Source organism: Rhodobacter sp. SY28-1, assembly GCF_005222785.1.
Classification (GTDB): domain Bacteria; phylum Pseudomonadota; class Alphaproteobacteria; order Rhodobacterales; family Rhodobacteraceae; genus Tabrizicola.
On sequence record NZ_STGH01000001.1, the window covers coordinates 597019 to 614642 of the forward strand.

A 17624-nucleotide genomic window follows, 5' to 3' on the forward strand; every position below is an offset into this window, starting at 1 on the left:
AAAGATTCGCCCCATGTCGCGGTTCCACGCCCCCATTGCCGAAGCGATCTGGGACATGAAGTACCGCTTCAAGGAAGCCGACTGGACACCCATTGATGGTAGCGTCGAGGATACCTGGCGGCGGATCGCGCGGGCATTGGCCGAGGTCGAGGCTGACCCGGTGAAGTGGGAGGCCGAATTCTATGCGGCCCTTGAAGGCTTCCGGTTCCTGCCTGCCGGGCGGATCACGGCGGGGGCGGGGACGGGGCGGTCGGTCACTCTGTTCAACTGCTTTGTCATGGGGACGATCCCGGACACGATGGAGGGGATTTTCACCGCGCTGAAAGAGGCAGCGCTGACCATGCAGCAGGGCGGCGGGATCGGCTACGATTTCTCCACCATCCGCCCTCGTGGGGCTGAGGTGAAGGGCGTGGCGGCGGATGCCTCGGGGCCGCTGTCGTTCATGGACGTCTGGGACGCGATGTGCCGGACGATCATGTCCGCCGGGTCGCGGCGCGGCGCGATGATGGCGACGATGCGCTGCGACCATCCGGATATCGAGGCCTTCATCGAAGCCAAGCGCGACCCGGCCCGGCTGCGGATGTTCAACCTGTCGGTGCTGGTGACCGATGCCTTCATGGATGCCGTCAAGGCCGATGGCCCGTGGGAGCTGGTCTTTGGGGGCAAGGTCTACCGGACGGTGGAGGCGCGTGATCTGTGGAACAAGATCATGCGGTCGACCTTCGACTATGCCGAGCCGGGTGTGATCTTCATCGACCGCATCAACGCGATGAACAACCTCGGCTATGTCGAGACGATTGCCGCGACGAACCCCTGCGGCGAGCAGCCTCTGCCGCCCTATGGCGCGTGCCTTCTTGGCAGCATCAACCTGCCGACGCTGGTGAAGGACGCGTTTGAGGCCGGTTCCGCGATGGACATGAAGGCGCTGGACCATCTGGTGCGGGTGGCTGTCCGGGCGATGGACAACGTGGTCGATGCCTCGCGCTTCCCCCTGCCGGAACAGCAGGCCGAGGCCAAGGCCAAGCGGCGGATCGGGCTTGGCGTCACGGGGCTGGCGGATGCGCTGCTGATGGTCGGCCTGCGCTATGGGTCGGAAGAGGCCGCGAAAGTCACCGAGGTCTGGATGCACGCCATCGCGCGGGCGGCTTATCTGGCGTCGGTTGATCTGGCGAAAGAAAAGGGCGCCTTCCCGCTGTTTGACGCCGAAGGCTTTCTTGCCTCGGGCAACATGCAGCAGATGGACACGGACGTCCGCGACGCCATCGCCAAGCACGGCATCCGCAACGCCCTTCTGACCTCGGTTGCGCCCACCGGGACGATCTCGCTTTACGCCGGGAACGTCAGCTCGGGGATCGAGCCGGTCTTCGCCTATGCCTATACCCGAAAGGTCCTGCAGAAGGACGGCTCCCGCACCGAGGAGGAGGTCGTCGACTACGCCGTCCGCCTCTGGCGCGAGAAGCATGGCGATGCGCCGCTGCCCGACCATTTCGTCAACGCCCAGACCCTGCCGCCGCTCGACCATGTCCGGATGCAGGCGGCGGCGCAGAAGTGGGTCGACAGCTCCATCTCCAAGACCATCAACTGCCCCGAGGACATCAGCTTTGACGACTTCAAAGAGGTCTACATGGCCGCCTGGGACCAGGGCTGCAAAGGCTGCACGACCTACCGCCCGAACGACGTGACCGGGTCAGTGCTGACCGTTTCCGAAAAGCAGACCGCACCCGTCGCGTCGCAACCGGTGACGGGGGGCGAGGTGGTGTATCTGTCGGACCCGCTGGACCGGCCTGCTGCCCTGGAAGGCCAGACCTACAAGGTCAAATGGCCGGGATCGGAACACGCGCTCTACATCACGATCAACGACATCGTCATTGCCGGCCACCGCCGCCCGTTCGAGGTGTTCATCAACTCCAAGAACATGGAGCATTTCGCCTGGACCGTGGCCCTGACCCGGATGATATCGGCGGTGTTCCGGCGGGGCGGTGATATCTCGTTCGTCGTGGAGGAGCTCAAAGCCGTCTTCGACCCCCGCGGCGGGGCCTGGATGGAAGGGCGCTACATCCCGTCTATTTTGGCGGCCATTGGCGGAGTGATCGAGCGCCACTTGATCGACATCGGCTTCATCGAGGGCGAGGGGCTCGGCCTGAAATCCGACCCCAAGGCGGAGCTTTTGCGGGTCGGAGAGGCTCCGCGCGGCAAGGCCTGCCCGGCCTGCGGGAGCTATGACCTGCGGATGGTGGAAGGCTGCCTGGCCTGCGGGTCGTGCGGGCATTCGAAGTGTGGGTGAGGGGAACGTTGGGGGAGCAGTTCTGATTGCGAGACAATAGATGGTACGCCGGTCTCGCGTTCGGCCTTGTGGCTGGGTTGGCCATTGCCGTCCTGTGTTTCGCTTGGTTGTCTGATGGCATACCCGGATGGTGGAAACATGACGGTACGTTAGTAACGTCCAAAGATACCTTGGCAAACTGGCTGGTCGCTGTCTTCAGTTTCATCGCCGCGATATTTCTTTGGTTGACCCTTCGCGCGACGCAGGACATGGCGCAAGATACTCGCCGGATCGGAGAGCTGCAGGCCAGAGCCTACCTCGACGTCAAGCTGACGCAAGTTCAGGCCGGACAAGTCGGCAAGAGTTTTTGGATCTTCCGAGTAAACCTGTCCAACACAGGGCAATCTCCAGCCAGCCAAATCTACGTCCAAGTCAGTGTGGCTGAGTGGGGGTCGTTTGACACTATATTCCCAGACCTTGGAGCGGGTGGTCACTTCGAAGGTGGCATAATGGTATCGGGTCTCGAAGATGATGCATTTACTCGACCTGCAAAGGGAACGCGCTTGTATCCTGAAGTCTGCGTATCTGTGCGCTTTCTTGACGTCTTCCACGAGACTAGTCCTGAAAGGCTAGAACGACGCTTCTTTCGGGTCGAGCGCATCGGAGACGGTGGCGAAGAGTTCAAGATTCAGTTTACGTCAGATGTTGAGAAGATCTTCGATCGGATGCGGAAAGACCCCCAGTTTGCTGACACTTAACCTCCTGTAGTCGGAACTTGCGGCTGCAGGACAATTCACTCCACCCCATTCGCCCGCGCCACGAAATCCGTGAGGTGGGGCACATAGTCCTCCGGCCCCGCGCCGCCCTGCGCCACGGCCCCGGCAAAGCTGTTCTTCGCCGCGCTCGCCATCGTGGTGGTGACGGTGGCGGCGTTGGCCATGCTCTCCAGATAGCGCAGGTCCTTGTAGGCGTTCGACAGGGTGAAGCGGTGCGCCTCGCGGTTGCCCTCCAGCGCGTAGCCCATGAAGGTCTGGTAAAAGCCGCAGTCCATCCGGCCGCCGCGGATCACGCTGTCGAACGTGGCGGTAGAGATGCCGACCTTGGCGGCCAGGGCCAGCGCCTCGGCGTAGATCGCGGCGTAGCCGAGGGAGAGGAAGTTGTTCAGAAGCTTCATCCGGTGGCCGTCGCCGACGCGGCCGATGTGGACGATCTTACCGGCCCATGTGGCGATGACGGGCTGGATGCGTTGGAAGACCCCGGGGTCCGCGCCGACCATGCAGTCGAGCGTGCCCTCCCACGCTTCTTTCGGGGTGCGGGAGAGGGGGGCGTCGGCGAAGTGGATGCCTTTGGCGGCGAGGTCGGTGGCGAGGCGCTCGGTGACGGTGGGGTCGGAGGTGGAGCAGTCGACGATCACCGTGCCGGGTTTGAGGTGGGGGGTCATCTTCGCGACGGCCTCGGCCACTTGGGGTGAGCCGGGGAGGGTGAGGAAGATGATCGTCGCGCGGGCGGCGAGGTCTTCGATGGTGGCCTCGGTCGCGCCCCGTGTCAGCAGATCGTCGACGGGTGCGCGGTTGCGGTGGGCGGTGACGGTGAGGGGGTAGCCCTTCTCCACGATGTTCTTCGCCATGCCGTGGCCCATCAGGCCGGTGCCGATGAAACCGATGTGTTCCTGGGTCATTGGAGTCTCCTTTGCGGGCAGAGTGCGGCAGGTCGCCCGGGTTGACAATCCGGCTTCCTCGGGGACGACTTGGGGAGAGCAAAATGGGAGGCCGAAGATGTTCCGCGCACTGGTTCTGGAGAAGGAAGGCGATGCTGCCGTGGCCCGGGTGCGGGAGCTGGAGGACAGCGCGCTTCCGGTGGGGGATGTGACGGTGGCGGTCGAGTATTCGACGCTGAACTACAAGGACGGTCTGGCGCTGTCTCCGACCGGCGGGGGGATCGTGCGGGCTTGGCCGCATGTAGCGGGGATCGACTTTGCGGGCGTGGTCGAGGCTTCGGACGATGCCCGCTACAAGCCCGGTGACAAGGTGGTGCTGACCGGCTGGCGGGTGGGGGAGGTGCATTGGGGCGGGTATGCCCAGAAGGCGCGGGTCAAGGCGGACTGGCTGGTGCCGCTGCCCCATGGGCTGACGACGCGGGCTGCGATGGCGGTGGGGACGGCGGGGTTCACGGCGATGCTGGCGGTGATGGCGTTGGAGGAGCATGGGCTGACGCCGGCAAAGGGTGAGGTGCTGGTGACGGGGGCCGCTGGCGGCGTCGGGTCGGTGGCGGTCGCGTTGCTTGCGCGGCTTGGCTACCAGGTCGCGGCGGTGACGGGGCGGCCGGAGACGGAGGGGTATCTGCGCGACCTTGGGGCCAGCCGGATTGTTCCCCGGGAGGAGCTGGCGGAGACGGTGAAGCGGCCCCTGGAGAGCGAGACCTGGGCGGGGTGCGTGGATGCGGTCGGGGGCGCGATGCTGGCGCGGGTGCTGGGGCAGATGAAGTACGGGGGGTCGGTGGCGGCGGTGGGGCTGGCGGGGGGGGCGGCGCTGCCTGCCTCGGTCATCCCGTTCCTGCTGCGGGGGGTGAACTTGCTGGGGATCGATTCCGTGACGGTTCCTTATGAGCGGCGGGTGCGGGCCTGGGGGCGGGTGGTGTCGGACCTGCCGATGGAGAAGCTGGAGGCGATGGTGCGGCCTGCGGTGCTGGCGGACCTGCCTGGCTTGGGGGCGGCGATCCTGAAGGGGGGCGTGCAGGGCCGGGTGGTGGTAGACGTGAACGGGTGAGGTCTGTCCACGCAGGACAGGGTGGAGGCCGCAAGGGATTCCAATGGGTTAGCTGTGGGCGTTAGGGGTTTGTTAAGGGGGTGGGGGCCGAAACCACCACCCCTCTCGGGCGACCACTCCTAGCCGTATCTAAGACGATACGGTACCCTAGACGCGGATGTTGGCGAGCGCTTCTTCTAGCGCTTGAGGAATTGGTGCTGGGTCACGCCTCAGGGACCCTGCTTTTGGCTCAACCGGGCGCACTACCATAGGCGGCAAATCAACATCGCGCTTGGGCATTGGGTCGAACAGCAGGATAGACGAACGATCATTTTGCATGGTCAGTCTCCAAAGGATTGAACCGCTGGTCGTAGAAGTGCTTCCGAGATATCCACTTGAAGCCCTCGTGCTTCGTCACCGCCGAGATATCCACCGCCCCGCCGACCGTGTTTCCGCCCGGGAGGAACTGCACAAACTTCTTTGTAGTGTCCACCAAGAACTCGGCCAGTTTGATGGCATCGATCACGGGCATCGCGTCCGACAGAACATTGGCTTGTGAGCGCTGGACGATATGTCGCAGCAAACCGTCTAGTTTGTCTGGCTCTAGACCGGCGTCTAGAAGCGCTTGCGGAAGCGCTTGGCCGTACCCGAGCAACAAGCGATTTATCGCCTCAGGCTGGCCACCCCACTCGATAGTCGTTTGATCCTGGGTAGCAACGCAAACCGGGGCTCCGCAGTTCCCGTTCTGGATCTGAATCCGCCAAATTTCACCGAGTTCTGCATCCGCCGAGTATCCACCGATCCAGTAGTCGAACGTGCCCTGCGGGGCAGGATCCGTCGCTGCAAAGCGCCTTTCGAAGAAGAACCGGCGCGCCTTTTGCGCCACCTCTTCAATTGTGTAGTTCTCGGGCTCCAACTTCCACTCCGGGTCGTCAGACGCAAACAAACGCCTGAGATCCTTAGACATTGTCGAAATTGAAGATGGCCCAAAGTTCCCGATGCCTGCAGTCATGGCGCAAATCGGCAGGCCCTTGTGGAGGTTGAACACCTTGTTGGCGTTCTCATAGATGTTGATGATCACTTGGTTCCCGGCTCCATCGACGGCCGACAGTGAAGTGGCGCTATCGGCTGCAAAGACGATGCAGTCGTGCACCTTGACTGCCACACATACCGTCATGATCGGCTCCCAAACTGCTCGCAATGATGCCCGAAGAATCGTGCAGATTCAATGAATTAAAACGATTCTAGCTCAATAGGTTAGGTTTCGATGGTTTCCATCTCGTAAATCGCACCGGCGGAATCTACCAAACGGCGCCTTAGGTCTCGGAGCTCTCCTTCGTCTTTTGGATCGGATACTTGGCGAGTAGCTTCTTTCGGTGATTGGCTGATCGGACTGGTTTGTGGCGCTATCTTCCTGGCCCGGAATCAAGGGCGTAAGCCCGCCGGGCCGCGCCCTCCCTCCCCCCGGGAGGGCGCTCTTGCAGCGGCAGTCTGCCGAACTGCGGTGGGAGGGGTTGAACCATAAAGCGCCTCCCTCGACCGTTGCGGCGCCCGCCCGAGGGAGGGCGCGGCCCTGTGTTGCTCGGGGTGGTGGGCAAATTGCCCACCCTACGGGGGGCGGGTGGATGGTGCGCAATGAATGCGCACCCTACGCGGGAGGGGCGGCTGGCGATGGGCGGGGAGTCGGGCTGAAGCCCGACCTACGGGTGCGGCGGAGGTTATAGTTCAGGCGGGGGACATGCCGCTGCGGATCGTCGTGGCGGTGCGGAGGTAGTGGTCGCGGAGGAGCTGTTCGGCCAGCTCGGTGTCGCGGGCGAGGACGGCGTCGGCGATGGCTCCGTGTTCGGCGTCGATGTCGCGTTTCTGCGGGCCGGCGGCGGTGAGGGCGGGGATGCGGTAGCGCTCGGTCGCGGCGTAGAGGCGTTCGAAGAAGTCGAGAAGCCAGTCCGACCTGCAAGCGGCCAGCAGCGCGCGGTGGAAGGCGTGGTGGCGGGTTTTCAACTCGTCCACGTCGCCATCCGCGCGACCGGCCTGGCGGCGGAGCGCGTAGAGGGCGGCGACCACGGAGGCCTCCCACGCGTCGTCGCCGTGGGCGATGGAGAGGCGGAGCGCCTCGGTTTCCACGAGGAGGCGGGCGTGGAGGGCGTCCTCGAATTCGGCGAGGGAGCGGGCGGAGACGCGGAAGCCGCGGAGGGATTCGGCGGTGACGAGACGCTCGGCCTGCAGGCGGTTCAGCGCTTCGCGCAGGGGGGAGAAGCCCATGCCGTAACGCTCGGACAGGTCGGCGAGGCGCAGGGGGCTGTCGGGGGCGAAGCAGCCCTCGACGATGTCCTTGCGCAGGGAAACATAGGCTTTTTCGGCCAGGGTCATGGGGGCATCCTTGTCTGGCGGCGAGTGTAGCCAGAGCAGGTTGACCGTGCAATTCGATAATTTTCGAAAATCATGGTTGCCATCGAAAATATGTGCTGGCATGGTTGGGGCATCGGAACAGGGAGGGCTGTCATGGCCAGTGGACGCGAGAACCACCGAGAGGATGTGATCGGGCGGGCCAATGTCGAGGATACGCCGGAGCTGTTGGCCTATTACGAGGAGCTGGAGGGGTTCCATGCGGGGGCCCTGTGGACGGTGGCGAACAAGATCGAGCCGTGGCAGCCGAAGAGCCAGTCGGTGCCGGTGGTCTGGCGCTATCGCGATCTGCGGGAACATGTGATCCGGTCGGTGGACCTGGTGACGCCGGAAAAGGCGGGGCGGCGGGTGATCTACCTGAACAATCCGGGGCGGCAGGATGTGGCGGCGGCGGTGGGCTGGATCTACGCGGGGCTGCAGGTGATGAACCCGGGCGAGGTGGCGAGCGCGCACCGCCATTCGGCTTCTGCGATCCGGTTCATCATGGAGGGGCGCGGGGCGTACACGGTGGTTGATGGCCACAAGATGACGCTGGGGGCGAATGACTTTGTGCTGACGCCGAACGGGACCTGGCATGAGCATGGGGTCTCAGAGGACGGGTCGCTGTGTCTGTGGCAGGACGGGCTGGACATCCCCTTCGTCAACGCGATGGAGGCGAATTTCTACGAGGTGCATCCGGACCTGAACCAGGTGGTCGGGTATGCCGTCGATGATATGACGAAGACCTGGGGCAATCCGGGGCTGACGCCCTATGGCGAGAGTTGGCGCAAGGGCTATAGCCCGATGTTCAAGTATGAGTGGGCGCCGACCTATGAGGCTTTGGCGAAGTATGCGGGGTGCACGGATGGCAGTCCGTTCGATGGGGTGATGATGGAATATGTGAACCCGGTGACGAACGGGCCGGTGATGCAGACGCTGGGGGCGAGCATGCAGATGCTGCGGCCGGGGGAGCATACGCGGGCGCACCGGCATACGGGGAGCTACCTGTACCATGTGGCCAAGGGGCGGGGGCATTCGATCATCAACGGCAAGCGGTTCGACTGGGCCGAGCGCGACATCTTCTGCGTGCCCTCCTGGGCCTGGCATGAGCATGTCAACGGCTCGGACCGCGAGGATGCGTGCCTCTTCTGTCTGAACGATCTGCCGGTGATGCGGGCGCTTGGCCTTTACCGCGAAGAGGCCTTTGGGGAAAACGGCGGCCAGCAGCCGCTTTTGTAGGGAAAGACCATGAAACTGGTGACGTATCGCGCGTCCGTCGAGTGCGCGGCGAGGCTTGGGGTGATCGAGGGCGATCTGGTCGTCGATGTGGAACGGCTGGCGGAGGGTCAGGGCGAAAGCCTGCCTGTGTCGATGCTGGGGCTGATCGACACGGGGCGTCCGGGGCTGGAGACTTTGCGCGCCTGTCTGGAGGCCGCAGGGGGCCACCACAAGCCGGGCTCGGCCACCGCGCTCGCAAATGTGCGGCTGCTGGCGCCGATCCCACGGCCCCGGAAGAATATCTTCGGCATCGGGTTGAACTATGTCGAGCATGTCGCGGAAAGCGCGGCCTCCTTGGACACCTCGAAGGACCTGCCGAAACAGCCGGTGGTGTTTTCCAAGCCGCCGACCTCGGTGATCGGGCCGGGGGATGCGATCGAGCACAATGCGAAGATTACCAAGCAGCTGGACTGGGAGGTGGAGCTGGCGGTTATCATCGGCACCACGGCCCGGCGCGTCGCGCGCAAGGACGCGCTGGCGCATGTCTTTGGCTATTCGGTGATGATCGACGTGTCGGCCCGCGACAACCGGCGGGCGGGGCAGTGGATCTTCTCCAAGGGGATGGATAGCTATGCCCCCTTTGGTCCCTGCATCGTGACGGCGGACGAGATCCCCGATCCTCAGACACTGGACCTGTGGCTGACGGTCAACGGCGTGGAAAAGCAGCGGTCTAACACGCGTCACATGCTGTTCAAGGTCGATGAACTGATCGCCGACATCTCGACCGGGATCACGCTGGAGCCGGGGGACATCATCGCCAGTGGCACTCCGGAAGGGGTTGGCGCGGGACGGACGCCGCAAGAATGGCTGCATCCGGGTGATGTCGTGGTGGGCCATGTGCAGGGGATCGGCACGCTGCGCAATCCGGTGGTGAATTCGACGCCCGAGGATTGACCTGCCGGTCCAGTCCTTTTCATCTGTCCCTAAGTATCCTCTGGGGGTCCGGGGGGCGAAGCGCCCCCGGGGCCTCCCATCCATAGCGGAGGCGTCCCATGTCCACCCCCTTTACCGCAGCCGTGGTCCAGATGGCTTCGGTCCCCTCGGACCCTTTGGCAACTGCCGAGAAAGCCGCCGCCCGTCTGCGTGAGGCTGCCGGAAATGGCGCGCGGCTGGTGGTCTTCCCCGAGGCGCTGATCGGCGGCTATCCCAAGGGGGCCAGTTTTGGTGCCCCCATCGGGATGCGCAAACCCGAAGGGCGCGAGGCGTTTGCCCGCTATCACGCCGCAGCAATTGATCTGGACGGGCCGGAGGTCGCCTGTCTGACCGAGGCCTGCGCCGAGACAGGCATGTTCGCCGTGGTCGGCGTAATCGAACGCGACAAGGCGACGCTGTATTGCACGGTCCTCTATTTTGACGGTGCGAAGGGGCTGGTCGGCAAGCACCGCAAGCTGATGCCGACGGCAGGGGAGCGGCTGATCTGGGGCTTTGGCGACGGGTCCACGATGCCTGTCTTCAAGACCGATCTCGGCACCATCGGCGCGGTGATCTGCTGGGAAAACTACATGCCCGCGCTGCGGATGCACATGTATCACCAGGGGGTGACGCTGTACTGCGCGCCGACGGCGGATGACCGGGACACCTGGCTGCCGACGATGCAGCATGTAGCCATGGAGGGGCGGACGTTTGTTCTGACCGCGTGTCAGCACATCACCCGCGCGGCCTATGGGGCAGAGCATGAAAGCGCGCTGGGCGATGAGCCTGACCGCGTGATGATGCGCGGCGGATCGGCCATCATCTCGCCCATGGGCAAGGTGCTGGCCGGGCCGGATTTCAGCGGCGAGACCATTCTTTATGCTCACATCGACCCTGCGGACGTGATGCGGGCGAAGTTCGATTTCGACGTAACCGGCCATTACGCCCGCCCCGATGTGTTCGAGCTGGTGGTGGACACCCGCGCCAAACCTGCCGTGCGGGAGGTCTGATGCGTTACGATCTGGATCAGGTGCCCGAGCCGATTGCCTACAAGCTGCTGGCGGCAACGGTGATCCCCCGGCCCATCGCCTGGGTGGTGACGAAGGGGAGGGACGGCATCAACGCCGCCCCGTATTCGTTCTTCAACGTCATGGGCTCGGCCCCGCCGACGATTGCGCTGGGCCTGATGGCGGCACCCGACCTGGGCTTCAAGGACACCGCACTGAACATCCTTGAGACGGGAGAGTTGGTGGTGAACCTTGTGCCGGAACGGCTGGTGCAAGCGATGAACCTGACCTCGGCCGATGCCCCGCGCGGGGTGGATGAGTTGGCTTTGGCGGGTCTGGCGACGCTGCCCAGCGAGCACATCGCCCCACCCCGGATTGCCGAAAGTCCGGTCGCCTTTGAATGCCGCGTGCTGTCTTCGGTCGTCACCGGGCCGTGCCAGACCGTGGTGATCGGCCGAGTGCTGGCGGTGCATATCGAGGACCGCTACCTCAAGAACCCCGAGCGCGCGCATATCGACACCGACGCGCTGGACCTTGTCGCCCGCAGTTTCGGTTCGGAATACATCCGCAGCCACGACCGGTTTGAGCTGCCGCGCCCGACCTGGGCCGGGCTTCAGGCTGCGGGAAAGGTCTGAATCGGCAAGGGTCTATCGAAAGTCGCAGGATTTTCGAAAATTATGTTGACAGATTGTCGCAGGCTCGTGAAACTTTACTCACAAGTTAAGAAATTCGCAAAGCCGCGAATCGTCAACAGGGAACATCGCGATGCTGCAGGAACGCGTCGAAGGCAAATGGCTGGCGGCATTTCGTCGGGTGCTGGCGCTGAACGGGATCGGCAAGGGCACTCCGATTGCCATCATGTCGGAAACCCAGTCGCGGCCCGTGCTGGTGCATCTGTGCGAGTTGGCGGCCTACGACCTGGGGGCCAACTTCTGCATGATCCAGATGCCGACGCCGCCGCAGACGGCTCCGGTTCCGGTCAAGTCGACGGGGACCAGCTGGGCGATCCAGGGCAACCGCGCGGTGATCGAGGCGCTGAAGCTGGTGGACGTGATCGTCGACTGCACGGTCGAGGGGTTGATCCACGCGCCGGAATGGCCTGAGATCGAGGCGGCGGGGCGGACGCGCCTGCTGGTCATCACCAACGAACACCCGGAGATTCTGGAGCGGACCGAGCCGAAGGCGGAGCTTGGGCCAAAGGTTGAGCTTGGCATCCAGATGCTGCGCGAGGCGTCGGAAATGCGGGTGACCTCGGCCATCGGGACCGACCTGACGGTGGACCTGCGCGGCGCGCCTTGTGGCGGGACGGCGGGGTTCGCGACGACTCCTGGCGCGGTGGCGCATTGGCCGGGTGGGCTGTGCCTGGCCTTCCCGGGGCAGAACGCGGTGAACGGGCGGATCGTGATGGGGGTCGGGGACATGAACCTGACCTTCAAGACCTATCTCACCAGCCAGATCGATTTCACCATCGAGGATGACTTCGTCACCGCCATCAAGGGCGACGGGATCGATGCCCTGCACTTCCGCGAATACATGGAAGCCTGGGACGACCGGAACGCCTATGGGATGAGCCATGTCGGCTGGGGTATGCACCCCGGCGCGCGCTGGGTGTCGGCGGCGATGTACGACAAGCGCGACATGCAGGCGGTGGAGTTCCGGGCGCTGGCCGGATCCTTCCTGTGGTCCACGGGCGCGAACCAATATGCCGGGCGCTACACGCTGGGCCATTTCGACCTGCCGATGCGCAACTGCACCATCGCCCTCGACGGGCGCGTCGTCGTGAAGGACGGCGTTCTGCAAGGAGACCTCGCCCTATGAACGTGCAAACCCCCATAGCCGTGATGCCGATGAGCAGCCCGGCTGATTACTACGACATTAGCCGGGTCCGCCCGGAAGTCGCGACCGCGCTGGCCAAGATCAACGAGATGGGGCCGGTCTTCGCCTCGCGCGCCAAGGCGGTGGATGACGAGGCATCGTTCCCGACGGCGAACTACAAGGACCTGGCGGATGCGGGGTTCCTGGGGCTGTCGATCCCCGAGGAGTTCGGCGGCTGGGGCTTTTCCATGGGCGAGTACGCCATGGTCGGGGCCGAGATCGCCAAGTACTGCGGGGCGACTGCGCTGACTTTCAACATGCACAACTCGTCGATGGCCTGGTCGCGGTTCATGTATGACATGCCGAACCTGACCGAGGCGGAGCGGGCGGAGTTTGCGCCCTTGCGCGCGCGGCAGTTCACCCGGGCAATGAAGGAGCGGGCGATCTATTCGCAGCCGATTTCTGAGGGCGGGCAGAACTGGACGTCGAAGCCGAACCAGACCCAGTGCCGCGCGGTCGAGGGCGGGTGGAAGATCAACGGCTTCAAGAAGTTCGCCTCGTTGGCGGGCTATTGCGACTATTACACCATCGTCTGCACCGAAGTGTTCGAGGGCGTGGAGCCCCGGCATGAGGACACGATGCTGTTCGTGGTCCACAAGGACACGCCCGGCCTGACGGTGAAGGGCGAGTGGGACCCCTTGGGGATGCGGGGGACGAACAGCCGGGACCTGATTTTGAAAGACGTTTTCGTCAACAAGGACGACCTGCTGATGCCGCGGGGGATCTTCGGGAAGACGCTGCCGAACTGGCCGCACATGATGGCGACGCTTTCCCCCACCTACATGGGCGTGGCGCAGGGCGCCTATGACTTCACCATCGCTTACCTCAAGGGCCAAGTCCCCGGCCAGCCGCCGATCGACCGGCGGATGTATGCGACGAAGCGGGTGGCGGTTTCGAAGATGTATGCCCGCCTCGCGAACATGCGTGCCTTGTGGTGGCAGGCGTTTTCGGAAGCCAAAGGCATGCCCTCGAAGGCCGAGGTCATGCGGATGTATGCGGCGCAGTACAACGTGATGGAGGGCGCGCAAGAGATGACGGCGCTGGCGATTCGCACCTGTGGCGGGCAGTCGATGCTGAAGTCGCTGCCGCTGGAGCGGATGTACCGCGACAGCCGCTGCGGGGCGCTGATGCTGCCCTATACCTCTGAGATCATGGAGGATTACATCGGGGTCCTGGCGCTGTACGAGATGTCCGAACTGGACTCGGCGCCCGGGGATGAGGGCGGGGCGAGAAACTCGCTGTGGCGGGGGGATGCGGGTTCGCTGCGGGGCCTGCGCTGATGGGGCGTGACGTCGTCCAGGTTCAGGGCTATGTGGCCCGGGCGCCGGACGACGTCTGGCGGGTGCTGCGGGATTTCTGCGGCGCCTGGCATCCGTGGGTGGCAACGATCCGCGAGGAGCGGGGGCCGCAGGGGGCTTTGGTCCGTGCCTTCACTGTGACGGGTGAGGATACTGTCTATCGGGAACAGCAGACGTACTTCTCGGACAGCGACCGGGTGGTGGGCTACACCCATCTGGAGGGCATCCGCGACTGCGAGGCCTATGACGCTCGGGTGACGGTGACCCCGGCCGAGGCGGGTGGGTCGGTGCTCAACTGGACGGCGACGGTGCGGGCCCCGGCCGGGCGGCTGGGGGCGATCTGCGAGGGGACGAAAGCGGTTTTCGAAGCGGGGATTGCGGCACTGGCGACGGCAAAGTTGCCAGTGGTCGAGAATTCGCCCTCTTGGCCGCTCGCCTCGGTCGAGACGCTGGTCTTCGACGACCTGCCCCGGCTGGCATTGACCGTGACTCCGGACCTTGGCGATGGGCGGCTTTGCTTGTTCCTGCACGGGATCGGGGGCGGGCGGTCGAACTGGGTGGACCAGCTGCAGGCCGTGGGCGGGGTGATGCGGGCGGCGGCGCTGGATTTGCGGGGGTATGGCGACAGCACTCTGGGTGCGCGGCAGTCCACGGTGGACGACTATTGCGCCGACATTCTGCGGGTGGTGGAGAAGCTGGGGGCGAAACGGCTGGTGCTGGTGGGGCTGTCCTACGGATCCTGGATCGCCACGTCCTTCGCGATGCGCCATCCGGACATGCTGGACGGGCTGGTCCTGTCTGGCGGCTGCACAGGCATGTCCGAGGCAGGGCCGGATGAGCGCGAGGCGTTCCGCGTGAGCCGCGAGGTGCCGTTGAATGCGGGCCAGACCCCAGCCGACTTTGCGCCTGCCGTTGTAAAGGTCCTGGCTAGCCCCGGCGCGTCAGAGGCGATCCGGCAGCGGCTGTTCGACAGCATGGCCGCAATCCCGACGGCCACCTACCGCGACGCGCTGTTGTGCTTTACCAACCCGTTGGAGCGGTTCGACTTCGCGCGCCTGACGATGCCGGTCCTGATGATGACCGGAGAGCATGACCGGCTGGCACCTCCGGCAGAAATCCGGGGCGTTGCAGGACGCATCTGGGACATGGCGCCCCGCCCGGATGTGCGGTTCGAGGTGATCGCCGGGGCCGGACACGTCTGCAACGTCGAAGCGCCCGAGGCCTACAACGCCCCGCTTCTCGACCTGCTGGGGCGCCTGACATGACGTTGCCCCGCCGCCAGCAGAACCGGCTGAACCGCGAGCGGGCGATCCTGGATGCCGCGCTGAAGGTGTTTGCGGCGCAAGGTTACACGGGCGCCTCGATGGATGCAGTGGCGGCGGAGGCGGGAGTGACGAAGCCGACGCTGTACAGCTACTTCCCGTCGAAGGAATCGCTGTTCCAGGCGATGATGCTGGGCAAGCGCGACGCGATGCTGGATGTGTTCGAGCATCCCTCACAAGCCGGAATGGTCGGCGATCTTCTGATCTTTGCCTGGGCCTATGCCGATACGGTGATGCGGCCCGAGATGCTGTCGCTGGCCCGGCTGATCATTGGCGAGGTGCAGCGGTTTCCCGAGATCGGGCGGGCCTATCAGGCCAGCGGACCAGACCACCTTTTGCGCGGGATCATGCGCTATCTGGATGGGCAGCGTCACGCAGGGCGGCTTGAGTTTGCGGATACCGAACTTGCCGCGCAGGACCTTTGGGGTCTGATCCTTTCGGCGCCCCGGACTCAGGCCCTGTACATGCCGGATGCCGTGCCGGATCGCGCGACGCTGGCGCGGTACATCACGAACGGTCTGCGGGTGTTCCTGAAGGCCTATTCGACCGCCCCGGGGCCGGACCTTACACAACTTGAAGCGCTTGCAAGCGCCCCTTCGCAACAGGTGACCCATGACGCTTGACGACTACCTCGCCGACCCCGGCAGCCGCTTTGCCACGGTGGCGATGACCGATACCAACGGACTTCTGCGCGGGCAGATGGTGTCGGTGGGCAGTCTGAAGGGGATTGCCAAGGCGGGGATGGGCATGGCCCCGGCGCAGTTGGCGCTGGACCCGACAGATGTGCATCTGAACCTGCCGGGGGTGAATGACGACAGCGGGGACTTCCATGACGATCCGCTGGTGGTGGACCCCTCCACCGTGCGCCGCCTGCCGTGGTCGAAGCCGGGCCATGATCTTCTGGTTCTGTCGAACTTCACCGGCGCGTCGGCCGAGCTGTGCCCGAGGTCGATCCTGACCAAGGTCCTGGCGCGGGCGGCTGAGGCGGGTCTGTTCCCGAAATACGGGATGGAGCTGGAATATACTCTGTTCGACGAGACGCCGGAGAGCGCCAAGGCCAAGGGCTATCGTAACCTCAAGCCCGCGACCCAGCATGCGAGCCACGATCTGATCCTGTACCAGGCGGTGCAGACGGAATGGTACGAGGCGCTGTCGGCGATCTGCGAGCCGTTGAAGGTCGACCTCGCCAAGATGCACGAAGAGATCGGCGCGGGGTTCATGGAGTGCTGCATTGCGGCCGGGGGCGGGCTGGAGCCTGCGGACCAGCTGGTGATCCTGAAGAACTTCCTGCGGGCGCTGGCCCTGCGGCAGGGCAAGTCGGTTACCTTCATGCCGCGCTGGAACGAGGCGGCGGACAGCCAGTCGATCCACCTGCATGTCAGCCTGAAGGACAAGGCGGGGGTGCCGGTGTTCTGGGATGCGAGCCAGAAGAACGGCGTCAGCCAGACCTTCCGCCATTTTCTGGGCGGGTTGCAGGCCTATGTCGGGGACATGACGCTGATCTTCCAGCCCACGGTGAACAGCTATCGCCGCTTTGCACCGGGCACGTTTGCTCCGCCCGGGCTGACTTGGGGGTACGAGAACCGGACGACCTGTTTCCGGCTGGTTGGCCATGATCCGGGGTCCTTGCGGGTGGAAAACCGGCTGCCGGGGGCGGATACGAACCCTTACCTTACGACGGCGGCCACGCTTGCGGCGGGGATCGCGGGGATCGTGAACAAGATCGAGCCGGACCCGGAAGTCATCGGTTCGGGCTACAGCCAGGCGCCGACCCGCGACTTTGCCCGGTCGATGCCCGAGGCGATTGCGCGGCTGCGGGCGTCGGACTTTGCCCGTGACTGGCTGGGTGATCGTTTCGTTGACGGCTTCACTGCAACGCGCGAGTCTCAGCACGACGAGTTTCGCCGGAAAGTCCCGGATGTGGAATTGGAGCGTTTCTTTGACCTTGGATAGAGCGATGACTGAAGCTGCCGACCTGCGCGCCGCCTTTGTCGAGGGGATGAGCCGCGCCGCGACCTTTGTTGCGGTGGCGACCACCGATGGCGAAGGCGGGCGGGACGGAGTGACGGTGTCGTCGCTGACCTCGGTTTCCGCTGATGGCGAGCAGCCGTCTCTGCTGGTCTGCATCAACCGGCAATCCCCGGCGGCGACGGCCATCCTGCAGAACCGGGCGTTCTGCGCCAACCTTCTGGACGAAAGCCAGCAGGAGCTGGCGAACCTGTTCGCCGGGCGCAGCGGGACCGAACGCAAGGACCGTTTCGACCGCGCCACGTGGGAAGCCGGAGCTTTGGGGCAGCCGGTCCTGTCGGGGGCAACGGCGGTGTTCGAGTGCCGCCTGGCAACAGCGCTGTTGTGGGAGACGCATCACATCATCGTCGGTCGGGTCGCGGCAGTGCGGCTGTCCGGCTCGGGTTCGGCGCTTCTCTACGGGCAGAGGGCCTACAGAAAGGCTATACATCTCGGCGGAGATAGTTAATATGTTAAGTATTTCGCGGGGCGTATCGACCGCGGGTCAAGGGTGAACCGGCAAGAAGACCGGT

General features: G+C 64.5%; 16 protein-coding genes. 13 read left to right on the forward strand and 3 right to left on the reverse strand.

Annotation, left to right across the window (positions count from 1 at the left end; translation table 11 throughout):
- The first annotated feature begins 13 nt into the window (after positions 1–13).
- The gene (locus E8M84_RS02985; protein WP_137109685.1) at positions 14–2284 is read left to right on the forward strand and encodes an adenosylcobalamin-dependent ribonucleoside-diphosphate reductase; all 2271 of its coding nucleotides are present in this window, start codon (positions 14–16) and stop codon (positions 2282–2284) included.
- A 77-nt stretch (positions 2285–2361) separates the two neighbouring features.
- Positions 2362–3021 (forward strand): hypothetical protein, encoded by a 660-nt coding sequence (locus E8M84_RS02990; RefSeq protein ID WP_137109686.1) that lies wholly within the window; start codon positions 2362–2364, stop codon positions 3019–3021.
- A gap of 35 nt (positions 3022–3056) precedes the next feature.
- On the opposite strand, the gene E8M84_RS02995 is transcribed toward E8M84_RS02990, so the two are convergent.
- Positions 3057–3941, reverse strand: coding sequence for an NAD(P)-dependent oxidoreductase (locus E8M84_RS02995; protein WP_137109687.1), 885 nt, complete (start codon positions 3939–3941; stop codon positions 3057–3059).
- A 97-nt stretch (positions 3942–4038) separates the two neighbouring features.
- On the opposite strand from E8M84_RS02995, the gene E8M84_RS03000 reads away from it, so the two are divergent.
- Positions 4039–5028, forward strand: a complete 990-nt coding sequence (locus E8M84_RS03000; protein WP_137109688.1) for an MDR family oxidoreductase — start codon at positions 4039–4041, stop codon at positions 5026–5028.
- Between the two features lie 307 nt (positions 5029–5335).
- Here the strand turns inward: E8M84_RS03000 and E8M84_RS03005 are convergent, their stop codons facing one another.
- Positions 5336–6184, reverse strand: coding sequence for a hypothetical protein (locus E8M84_RS03005; protein WP_137109689.1), 849 nt, complete (start codon positions 6182–6184; stop codon positions 5336–5338).
- A 548-nt stretch (positions 6185–6732) separates the two neighbouring features.
- A complete protein-coding gene (locus tag E8M84_RS03010; RefSeq protein ID WP_137109690.1) occupies positions 6733–7377 on the reverse strand; it encodes an FCD domain-containing protein in 645 nt (214 codons plus the stop codon).
- A gap of 132 nt (positions 7378–7509) precedes the next feature.
- On the opposite strand from E8M84_RS03010, the gene E8M84_RS03015 reads away from it, so the two are divergent.
- From E8M84_RS03015 to E8M84_RS03060, 10 genes are all read left to right on the forward strand, one after another.
- Positions 7510–8631 carry a cupin domain-containing protein gene (locus tag E8M84_RS03015; protein ID WP_137109691.1) on the forward strand — a complete coding sequence of 374 codons (1122 nt, stop codon included), beginning with the start codon at positions 7510–7512 and terminating at the stop codon, positions 8629–8631.
- Positions 8632–8640: 9 nt separating this feature from the next.
- On the forward strand, positions 8641–9564 hold the full coding sequence (locus tag E8M84_RS03020) for a fumarylacetoacetate hydrolase family protein (RefSeq protein ID WP_137109692.1): 924 nt from the start codon (positions 8641–8643) through the stop codon (positions 9562–9564).
- 98 nt (positions 9565–9662) lie between these two features.
- Positions 9663–10592 (forward strand): carbon-nitrogen hydrolase family protein, encoded by a 930-nt coding sequence (locus E8M84_RS03025; RefSeq protein WP_137109693.1) that lies wholly within the window; start codon positions 9663–9665, stop codon positions 10590–10592.
- Positions 10592–11224, forward strand: a complete 633-nt coding sequence (locus tag E8M84_RS03030; RefSeq protein ID WP_137109694.1) for a flavin reductase family protein — start codon at positions 10592–10594, stop codon at positions 11222–11224. The genes E8M84_RS03025 and E8M84_RS03030 overlap by 1 nt, the downstream gene beginning before the upstream one ends.
- A gap of 130 nt (positions 11225–11354) precedes the next feature.
- Positions 11355–12407 (forward strand): peptidase M29, encoded by a 1053-nt coding sequence (locus E8M84_RS03035; RefSeq protein ID WP_137109695.1) that lies wholly within the window; start codon positions 11355–11357, stop codon positions 12405–12407.
- Positions 12404–13744 carry an acyl-CoA dehydrogenase family protein gene (locus E8M84_RS03040; RefSeq protein WP_240790271.1) on the forward strand — a complete coding sequence of 447 codons (1341 nt, stop codon included), beginning with the start codon at positions 12404–12406 and terminating at the stop codon, positions 13742–13744. The genes E8M84_RS03035 and E8M84_RS03040 overlap by 4 nt, the downstream gene beginning before the upstream one ends.
- On the forward strand, positions 13744–15027 hold the full coding sequence (locus E8M84_RS03045) for an alpha/beta fold hydrolase (RefSeq protein ID WP_137109696.1): 1284 nt from the start codon (positions 13744–13746) through the stop codon (positions 15025–15027). The genes E8M84_RS03040 and E8M84_RS03045 overlap by 1 nt, the downstream gene beginning before the upstream one ends.
- The gene (locus E8M84_RS03050; RefSeq protein ID WP_137109697.1) at positions 15024–15707 is read left to right on the forward strand and encodes a TetR/AcrR family transcriptional regulator; all 684 of its coding nucleotides are present in this window, start codon (positions 15024–15026) and stop codon (positions 15705–15707) included. The genes E8M84_RS03045 and E8M84_RS03050 overlap by 4 nt, the downstream gene beginning before the upstream one ends.
- On the forward strand, positions 15697–17037 hold the full coding sequence (locus E8M84_RS03055) for a glutamine synthetase family protein (protein ID WP_137109698.1): 1341 nt from the start codon (positions 15697–15699) through the stop codon (positions 17035–17037). Before E8M84_RS03050 ends, E8M84_RS03055 begins: the two co-directional genes overlap by 11 nt.
- Before the next feature lie 4 nt (positions 17038–17041).
- Entirely contained in the window at positions 17042–17560 is a 519-nt protein-coding gene (locus E8M84_RS03060; protein WP_170971833.1) for a flavin reductase family protein, read from the forward strand.
- The last annotated feature ends 64 nt before the right edge of the window (positions 17561–17624 follow it).

Bases quoted from the DNA above. Each gene is read 5' to 3' on its own strand.
- E8M84_RS03035 (WP_137109695.1), top strand. From the start codon at position 11,355: ATGCTGCAGGAACGCGTCGAAGGCAAATGGCTGGCGGCATTTCGTCGG.
- E8M84_RS03010 (WP_137109690.1), bottom strand. From the start codon at position 7,377: ATGACCCTGGCCGAAAAAGCCTATGTTTCCCTGCGCAAGGACATCGTC.
- E8M84_RS03005 (WP_137109689.1), bottom strand. From the start codon at position 6,184: ATGACGGTATGTGTGGCAGTCAAGGTGCACGACTGCATCGTCTTTGCA.
- E8M84_RS02995 (WP_137109687.1), bottom strand. From the start codon at position 3,941: ATGACCCAGGAACACATCGGTTTCATCGGCACCGGCCTGATGGGCCAC.
- E8M84_RS03060 (WP_170971833.1), top strand. From the start codon at position 17,042: ATGACTGAAGCTGCCGACCTGCGCGCCGCCTTTGTCGAGGGGATGAGC.
- E8M84_RS03040 (WP_240790271.1), top strand. From the start codon at position 12,404: ATGAACGTGCAAACCCCCATAGCCGTGATGCCGATGAGCAGCCCGGCT.
- E8M84_RS03000 (WP_137109688.1), top strand. From the start codon at position 4,039: ATGTTCCGCGCACTGGTTCTGGAGAAGGAAGGCGATGCTGCCGTGGCC.
- E8M84_RS03015 (WP_137109691.1), top strand. From the start codon at position 7,510: ATGGCCAGTGGACGCGAGAACCACCGAGAGGATGTGATCGGGCGGGCC.
- E8M84_RS03045 (WP_137109696.1), top strand. From the start codon at position 13,744: ATGGGGCGTGACGTCGTCCAGGTTCAGGGCTATGTGGCCCGGGCGCCG.
- E8M84_RS03025 (WP_137109693.1), top strand. From the start codon at position 9,663: ATGTCCACCCCCTTTACCGCAGCCGTGGTCCAGATGGCTTCGGTCCCC.
- E8M84_RS03030 (WP_137109694.1), top strand. From the start codon at position 10,592: ATGCGTTACGATCTGGATCAGGTGCCCGAGCCGATTGCCTACAAGCTG.
- E8M84_RS03050 (WP_137109697.1), top strand. From the start codon at position 15,024: ATGACGTTGCCCCGCCGCCAGCAGAACCGGCTGAACCGCGAGCGGGCG.
- E8M84_RS03020 (WP_137109692.1), top strand. From the start codon at position 8,641: ATGAAACTGGTGACGTATCGCGCGTCCGTCGAGTGCGCGGCGAGGCTT.
- E8M84_RS02985 (WP_137109685.1), top strand. From the start codon at position 14: ATGTCGCGGTTCCACGCCCCCATTGCCGAAGCGATCTGGGACATGAAG.
- E8M84_RS03055 (WP_137109698.1), top strand. From the start codon at position 15,697: ATGACGCTTGACGACTACCTCGCCGACCCCGGCAGCCGCTTTGCCACG.